8 protein-coding genes are annotated in these 7,915 nt (G+C 36.8%); 5 read left to right on the top strand and 3 right to left on the bottom strand.

The window, feature by feature from the left end:
• Window position 1: 1 nt before the first annotated feature.
• From K0R77_RS16970 to K0R77_RS16980, 3 genes are all read left to right on the top strand, one after another.
• The gene (locus tag K0R77_RS16970) at window positions 2-1,615 is read left to right on the top strand and encodes a UxaA family hydrolase (protein WP_300355155.1); all 1,614 of its coding nucleotides are present in this window, start codon (window positions 2-4) and stop codon (window positions 1,613-1,615) included.
• A gap of 247 nt (window positions 1,616-1,862) precedes the next feature.
• Window positions 1,863-3,128 carry an SEFIR domain-containing protein gene (locus K0R77_RS16975; RefSeq protein ID WP_300355158.1) on the top strand — a complete coding sequence of 422 codons (1,266 nt, stop codon included), beginning with the start codon at window positions 1,863-1,865 and terminating at the stop codon, window positions 3,126-3,128.
• Window positions 3,129-3,414: 286 nt separating this feature from the next.
• Window positions 3,415-3,831, top strand: coding sequence for an endonuclease domain-containing protein (locus K0R77_RS16980; RefSeq protein ID WP_300355161.1), 417 nt, complete (start codon window positions 3,415-3,417; stop codon window positions 3,829-3,831).
• A gap of 283 nt (window positions 3,832-4,114) precedes the next feature.
• Here K0R77_RS16980 and K0R77_RS16985 read toward each other — a convergent pair whose 3' ends face one another.
• Together K0R77_RS16985 and K0R77_RS16990 are read right to left on the bottom strand one after the other, a co-directional pair.
• The gene (locus K0R77_RS16985; RefSeq protein WP_300355164.1) at window positions 4,115-4,432 is read right to left on the bottom strand and encodes a nuclear transport factor 2 family protein; all 318 of its coding nucleotides are present in this window, start codon (window positions 4,430-4,432) and stop codon (window positions 4,115-4,117) included.
• A gap of 22 nt (window positions 4,433-4,454) precedes the next feature.
• Window positions 4,455-5,246, bottom strand: coding sequence for an SDR family oxidoreductase (locus K0R77_RS16990; protein WP_300355167.1), 792 nt, complete (start codon window positions 5,244-5,246; stop codon window positions 4,455-4,457).
• Between the two features lie 128 nt (window positions 5,247-5,374).
• On the opposite strand from K0R77_RS16990, the gene K0R77_RS16995 reads away from it, so the two are divergent.
• On the top strand, window positions 5,375-5,761 hold the full coding sequence (locus K0R77_RS16995) for a helix-turn-helix domain-containing protein (protein WP_300355169.1): 387 nt from the start codon (window positions 5,375-5,377) through the stop codon (window positions 5,759-5,761).
• Window positions 5,762-5,909: 148 nt separating this feature from the next.
• On the opposite strand, the gene K0R77_RS17000 is transcribed toward K0R77_RS16995, so the two are convergent.
• Entirely contained in the window at window positions 5,910-6,938 is a 1,029-nt protein-coding gene (locus K0R77_RS17000) for a LacI family DNA-binding transcriptional regulator (RefSeq protein WP_300355172.1), read from the bottom strand.
• A gap of 297 nt (window positions 6,939-7,235) precedes the next feature.
• On the opposite strand from K0R77_RS17000, the gene tssD reads away from it, so the two are divergent.
• Window positions 7,236-7,640 carry a type VI secretion system tube protein TssD gene (tssD, locus tag K0R77_RS17005; protein ID WP_300355175.1) on the top strand — a complete coding sequence of 135 codons (405 nt, stop codon included), beginning with the start codon at window positions 7,236-7,238 and terminating at the stop codon, window positions 7,638-7,640.
• Window positions 7,641-7,915 lie beyond the last annotated feature (275 nt).

Below are 7,915 nucleotides of genomic sequence, written 5' to 3' on the forward strand. Positions count from 1 at the left end.
CATGCAAAAGAAAGTACTGAAAGTAAATCCTAAAGACAACGTCATTGTAGCGCTGTTGGATTTACCTGCCGGAGAATCGGTGCATCTAGACGGTACAGATTATACGATTCTTAAAGATATTAAAGCAAAACATAAATTCGCTGCCGTAGATTTTGAGGATGGCGACCATATCATCATGTATGGCGTAATCGTTGGGAAAGCCAACCAATCCATCAAGCAAGGCGAAGTGATTACCACCGAAAACGTAAAGCACCAAAGTGCAAAAGTGGTCGGGAAAACCGCTACTTTGGGTTGGACTCCACCCAATGTAGACAAGTGGAAAGACCGTACTTTCATGGGCTACCACCGTGAAGACGGACAGGTAGGAACAGAAAACATCTGGCTGTTTTTCCCGTTGGTATTCTGCGAAAACAAGAATATCGAAACACTGAAAGATATTTTTGAAAAAGAACTGCTTCACGACAAAGCCAGCAAACATCAGTTATTGCTGCGTTCATTATTAAACGGCGGTGCAGCTGTTGAAGTTGAAGAAGAACAAACGGATACAAGAGTATTTAAAAATATCGATGCAAGATTCATCACGCACCAAGGCGGTTGTGGCGGAATCCGTCAGGATGCTGAAGCGTTGGGAAGACTGTTTGCAGGATATGTCAACAACCCGAATGTTGCCGGAGCTACGGTTCTCAGCTTAGGGTGTCAGAATCTTCAGGTGCAGATTTTCATGGATTCATTGCATGCATTGGCTCCAAATAACAAAAAGCCGATTGTCGTTTACGAACAGCAAAAATCGGGTACCATCGATGAAATGCTGACCGGTGTTATTAAAGATTCTTATGAAGGCATTAAAAAAGCCAACGAAATAGAAAGAAAACCTGCCTCAATCACCAAGCTGAACATTGGTTTGGAATGTGGTGGCTCAGACGGTTTCTCAGGAATTTCTGCAAACCCTGTTTTGGGTGAAGTTTCCGATATTATGGCGGCAGTTGGCGGTACAACCATGCTTGCCGAATTCCCTGAATTGTGTGGAGTAGAGCAGGAGTTGGTCAACCGTTGCATCAACGATGAAGACGGTGTAAAATTCCTGAAACTGATGAAAGATTTTGAAGCCTCTGTGGTTGCGGCAGGTTCAGGATTTGATATGAATCCGTCTCCCGGAAACATCAAAGACGGTTTAATTACCGATGCCATGAAATCTGCAGGAGCTGCCAAAAAAGGCGGCGCTGCCCCAATCGTGGAAGTTCTCGATTTTACAGAATACGCCACAAAACCAGGTCTGAATCTTCTGTGTACTCCCGGAAATGATGCCGAATGTACAACCGCTTTAGTCGGTTCAGGTGCAACAGTCGTATTGTTCACTACGGGTCTTGGAACTCCTATGGGAAATCCTATTGCGCCGGTTGTGAAGATTTCTTCCAACACTATTTTGGCAGAAAAAATGTCAGACATTATCGATTTCAATGCAGGTACCGTAATCAGCGGAGAAAAAACAATTCCCGAAGCCGCAGACGAACTTCTGGAACTCATCATCAACGTAGCCAGCGGTGAAGTAAAAACCAAAGCAGACGTTCTTAATCAGAATGATTTCATTCCATGGAGACGAGGAGTCTCTCTGTAATGGGTTAATTATATTAAATATTAGGGTTGAAAATGCTTCTTGCTTCGGTAGGGAGCATTTTCTTTTTGGGTTTGTTTGGAATTTCTTTAAAACACAAATAACACGTGTTTTTCACTGATGTATACAAAGTTGGTATCAATAGGAACGGTCTTTAGCCCTTTTTTCTATGAAGTGTTAGGATTGGCTTTAGCCGAAATTTGATTAAATAGTTTGTATATTTGAGTTATTGGTAATTTAATTAAAGATTATGTCAAAAGAGATAACAACCAAAGAACAAATTATTGAATATATACTTGCAGAATTAGAAAAGAAAATTGCGCCGGTGGACTTTGGTGATTTCTTTATGCAAATAGGTCCTAGTTTTGGGATAGATAATTTTAGAAATTTATTAGATGAACTTTATCAACAAGGATATTTGACAAAGTTGGAACAACCAGGGAGAATAGTTCCTTCATTAGGAATTAGAACCTTAGACCTTAGATATGGTATAAGTTTAAAAGGAATAGAATATTTAAAACAAATAAATAATAATATGGATTCAAACCCACCAAAAGATATGATAGATGTATTTGTGACCTATAGTTGGGAATCAGAAGAACACAATGAAAAAATCATTGCATTTACCAATTTTTTAAGGGATAATGGATTTAATGCCAAAATGGATAAGATGATAATTCAAGAAGAGACAGCAAAAGACTTTAAAGTAATGATGCATAAAGCAATGACTGATTACCGAAAAGTTGTTGTAGTTTTATCTTCAGGATATAAAGAAAAAGCGGAGCAATTTAAAGGTGGTGTTGGTAATGAATACACTCTCATTTTAAAGGATATTGAAGAGAATCCTAATAAATATATTTTAGTTTCTTTTGAAGGGCATAAAAAAGAAATAGTTCCATTATTTTTTAAGGATAGAGAAATTATAAATTTAAGTGAAAATAGTGAAGAGGAAAAAAGAAAACTTTTCGCAAAACTTTTAGACAAAAAACTATATCAATTTGTGGAAGTTGCCGATAAATTACCTGAGATAACTCCAAAAGTAACACCATCTTTATTTTCGGAAAAAGAAGACGTTCTAGATGAAATAAAGCTGAATATTAGTAGTGGGAGTGCTTCTTATTTTGCGAAAAGGCTTAAAAACATAGATATAGATTTAAGTTTATCATTTAAAAATATTAGTCAGAATACTTTAACTGAATATAGTATCGAAGTTTATTATCCTAAAAATACTCTTTCCTTTGAAGTTGATGGTAGAATTGAAGATGAATATAAAATTGTCACAATTGATGAGACAACAAGACTTTTTTCTCAACAGACAAAATCAATTAATCTTGAAAAATTGATTCTTAGAAGTTATAATATTACGCAATTAATTGATAAAGAGATAATAATCAAAATTTATACGGATTTTGGAGTTTACCAAAAGCATTTCCCTTTAAATGAGTTTAATATAAATGACTTTGATGGTAGAGAAACAAAATTAAGTGTTGATTTATTTAACTTGAGTGATTATTAAAAATTATAACCTAGCATTAATGTACATTTTTCTTGTGCCTATTTGAAAAGACACGAGCTAGACAAACCACCCCGTCAAAAATTCATTCGAATTTTCGCCACCCCTCCAGAGGAGGGGAATTTTTCACGTGTAGGTTTTTATTGAATATTTGTCTTACATTTTCTAAATTTGAATTAAAGTCTTATTTTTCTTACGCAGACTATAATTCCCCTCCCTCGGAGGGGTGGATTCTTTCAAAGAAAGAAGACGGGGTGGTTTAAACAGCACAAAAGAAAAAACACACAAAATGAAAGAAATTTTAACCCATATCAACGGAATCCCAATCCGTATAAACTTCGTAGAACATCTCCCTTACAATCCCCAATTAAAATCATTATTACACGGAAAGCGAAAAGCCGGAATTTTAAGTGAAGTGATTTTTTGGAATCAGGTTCGAGCAAAAAGTTTTCACAACATAGATTTTGACAGGCAGAGAATTATTGGAAATTACATCGTTGATTTTTATGTCAAAAAGTTAGGGTTGGTTATTGAAATTGACGGCTGGAGCCATGATGTAAAAAAAGATTATGATGAAGTAAGGCAGAAGTATTTGGAATCTTTAGGACTGAAAATTTTTAGAATAACTGATTTTGATGTGAAGAATAATTTAGGTAGGTTGATGAAAGATTTGGAGGATTTTATTGTTGAAAATTATGGCTGCTAAAACCACCCCGTCTCAATTTTCAGAGAAAATTGATCCACCCCTCCAAAGGAGGGGAATTTATCATGTATCGTCTATTGTCGAAAATTTTCATGTATTTTCTTAATTTGGTTACAATTTCAGATTGATTCCCCACAGTAATTCGGCTCCACCGGATTGCTTGTTTCGGACTGGAAATACCCACAGTTGACATTGGTGAAATGTTTAGTAAGATTAAACAAAAAAGGGATGAAGTGAAAATTTCAGCCCTTTAATAAAAATATATGGATTTTTATGGACAGATTTTTTATCCTGTTACTTTTAGATTCTGAATTTTTCCGTCAGCAATTTTAAAATGAAATTTCAAAATCAGAGGACTGCCCGGAAATGATCCTGTAATTTTTGCTGATAATATATCTTCTTTTTCATCATAATCTACCGGCTCCATTGTGGCTTTATAGTCTTTGTTGGATTTGTCGATCCACTTTTCAATTTCTGCCTTTCCATTATGCGTTTTGCCTTCATCAAATACCTGGGCATTTTCTGCGAAACAGTCTGCATAAGCTGCACTGTCAAATTCATTTTGGCTCTTTACTAATTCTGCAATTACTTTAGGTAAGTTCATAATATTATATTTTTTTGAGGTATTAAATAGTTGGTACGGTTCCTCCGTCGATTACATATTCTGTTCCTGTTAAATAGCTGGCTCTTGGAGATACAAGAAAACCTACAAATTCAGCGACCTCTTCCGGTTCGGCAGGTCTGCCAAAAGGAATTCCGCCCAGTGCATCCATCACGCCCTGTTGCGCTTCTTCTATAGTGCTGTTTGCGTTTCTTGCAATTTCGCCCAGCCAGTCTTTCGATGCTGTCGTATTGATCCATCCCGGTGAAACAGCCAAAACACGAACGCCTTTTGGAGTCACTTCATTCGACAGACTTTTACTGTAATTTCTCAATGCTGCTTTTGAAGCGGCATAAGGCAAAGTAGAATCATATAAAGGAAGCTTACCCTGAATGGAAGCAATGTGGATAATAACGCCACTTTTTCGCTCAATCATTTGGGGCAAAAATCCTCTATCCAATCGCACGGGAGCAAGTAAATTAGCCTTTAACGTAGATTCCCAGTCTTCATCAGATAATGCGTTAAAACCACCGGCAGGTGTTGTTGAAGAGCCGAGATTGTTGATCAGAATATCCAGTTGGCCGTATGTAGATATTATTTCACTGATTACTTTCTGTGTTCCTTCTACAGTACTCAAATCGGCAGCTATGAAATGCAGATTGCTGTTTTCTTCTTCCGGTGCATTTCTTGCGGAAATGATCACTGTTGCGTCGGCTTGCAATAGTCTTTCTGCAATAGCTTTTCCGGCTCCTTTTGTACCTCCGGTTACCAAAGCAATTTTGCCTGATAACTCATTATTGAAATTAAACTGTTCCATTTTTATAACTTATTTATAGGACAAAATTGGGGTATAAAAACAGTTTGTACAAGTACGGAATTACGATTCAGATAGGGATAAATTATTCCCCTATTGTACAAATCGGAACATACGTTTAATTTTGCAATATGTATGAGAGAAAAATAATACCGAACCTAAATTGCGGTCTTGATCTGATCGGTGAAGTGCTTTACGGCAAATGGAAAATTCGTCTGCTCTGGTTTATTGATCAGGGACATCAACGACCGAGTGAATTGCAGCGCAAAATCCCCGATGCCACAAGGAGGGTTTTGAATATTCAGTTAAAAGAACTGGAAGATCATGAATTGATTACCAAGAAAATTTATCCTATAGTGCCGCCCAAAGTAGAGTATAGTCTTACTGAATTGGGTAAAAGCGTTATTCCGGTAATTTTGCAGTTGGGAATTTGGGGCGATCAAAACGAAACGCATTTACGTACCGTTATTTTAAAGCGTTTGAACGCAGAAAGTGAGTCACTTCGCTTGGAAGAATGAGGATTGAAAGTTGAGCCGCTACGGTAAGATAGTGGTATCATTGCAAAATGTAAAATTCCCCTCCCTTGGAGGGGTGGCGAAAATTCGACAGAATTTTTGACGGGGTGGTTAAGAAGTATTAAGGTATAGAAGTCCCTAAAACAAATATTTACTTCCTCTTCGAAGACTTTCTTACACAAATCTTCGGTGCAAGCACAACTTTCTTCTCAATAGAAACTCCGGAAGAATTATCTTTAATATTATCCAAAAAAACCTGTCCGGCCATATTCCCCATAATCAGAGGAGTCTGATCCATTGAGCTCATCGGAAGTTCCATAAATTGGGTAAAAGGCTCATTCGAAAACCCGATCACTGCTACTTCCTGTGGAATTTTGATCTTACGCTTTTTCAATTCCTGACAGGCTCCTAACGCAGCAAAATCACTGGCGGAAAATATTGCATCTGGAATAGATTTTCTGTTCCACAATGTTTTGATAGCTTCAATTCCTGCATCAATCGAACTTCCGGTGGAGATGATGTTTTCTTCTTTTACTTGAAAGTTGTGGTCGATTAAGGCTTGTTTATAACCATTCAGACGGTTTTGATAAATCTCAAGATTCAGATCTCCGGAAAAATGACATATGTTTTTATATCCTTCATCAATCAAATGTTCGGTTGCCATATAGCCGGCTCTGTAATCATCAATCGTCACGGTGCTGATTCCTGGAATGTCTTTTTTTCTGTCAAAAAATATGATGGGCGTGTTGGTCGTATTTAAAATATGCTCAATATGTGCTGTATCAACAGTAGTTCGGGAAACCGACATAAAAATTCCGTCAACCTGAGCATTCAGTAATGTGTTGAGGTGTTTTTTTTCGATCAAAACATCTTCATGGCTTTGGCAGATAATCACATGATAGCCGTGAGGAGAAAGTTCTTCTTCAATTCCACGGATCACAGACGAGAAAAAGTTGGTATTGATATACGGAACGATGATGCCAATGTTTTTTGTTTCACCACTTTTTAATGCTTTGGCAAGATTATTCTGCTTATAGTTCATTTCCTTAGCGGTTTTCACTACAAGCTCTTTTGTTGCCTGACTTATTCTCGGATTATCGTTCAGAGCTCTGGAAACAGTTGCCACACTTACGTTCAGCTTCTTTGAAATGTCATAAATCGTGGCATTTTTCTTTGTCATAGGTATTCTGGACTAACGTTAATTCTCCTTCAGTATATACTCGTAAATTTAATCAAATTATATATACCAAAAGACCAGGAGGCTTTAATTTTAAGAGTTTTCATATAATATCTGTATAAATAAATTGTTTTGTGTGAATTTTTCAGCGTTAATCGTAGAATTACTACACCAAATCGTAGAACTACTACAAAATATGAATTAAAGCTGTGAAAACTTTTGTTGGAAGATCTTTGGCTCTATCTTCGCTATAGAAATAACATCACCCACAAAATATTAACAGATTAAAATTTACGCATCATGGCAGCAAATTCAAGAGGAATCTTAAAATTCAACGGCAGTGAAGGTCAGAAATTGTTAAAGCTGAACTACAGCGTATCTCGATCCACCGACGTTTCGGGACGTGTAGCTTCAGATCCTTCAAACGCACTGATCAAACTTACAATCGAGGCAACAGAAAAATCTGAAATCCTTGAATCTTTACTAAATGGTAAGTATAAGCCTACAACCGGCGAGATTACTTTTAACAAATCTCACGAAGAAGGCACGCTGATCACCTTAAACTGGGAAAACGGATACGTGATTCAGCATGAGGTAGACTTCGATGCGGTAGACGAAAATTCTATGTTGATCAGCTTTGTCGTAAGTGCAGAAACAATCAACTACGGAAACTCAGCGTATAAAGGTCTTTGGCCATCAAGCTAAATATGATCTTATCTTTTCAGTATTAATGATATACAAAATAATGACTGTCTTTATAGGCAGTCTTTTTTGACAGAATCATTGAAAATTTACAAAAAAACACTTGTAGTATTAGCTTTTGCATAATAATTAAGTTGAATATTTCATACGGGTTTGAATAAATTTTGTATATTTATCCTACCACACAATCACAAAACTATGTCAAATACCTCATCACCTTTTGGAGGCTCTGTGTTTCGTCCTTCACAGAATGCCTCTGGAGTTTCGGACCATCATCA

Origin of the sequence: Chryseobacterium sp., assembly GCF_029240215.1 — a bacterium.
Classification (GTDB): domain Bacteria; phylum Bacteroidota; class Bacteroidia; order Flavobacteriales; family Weeksellaceae; genus Chryseobacterium.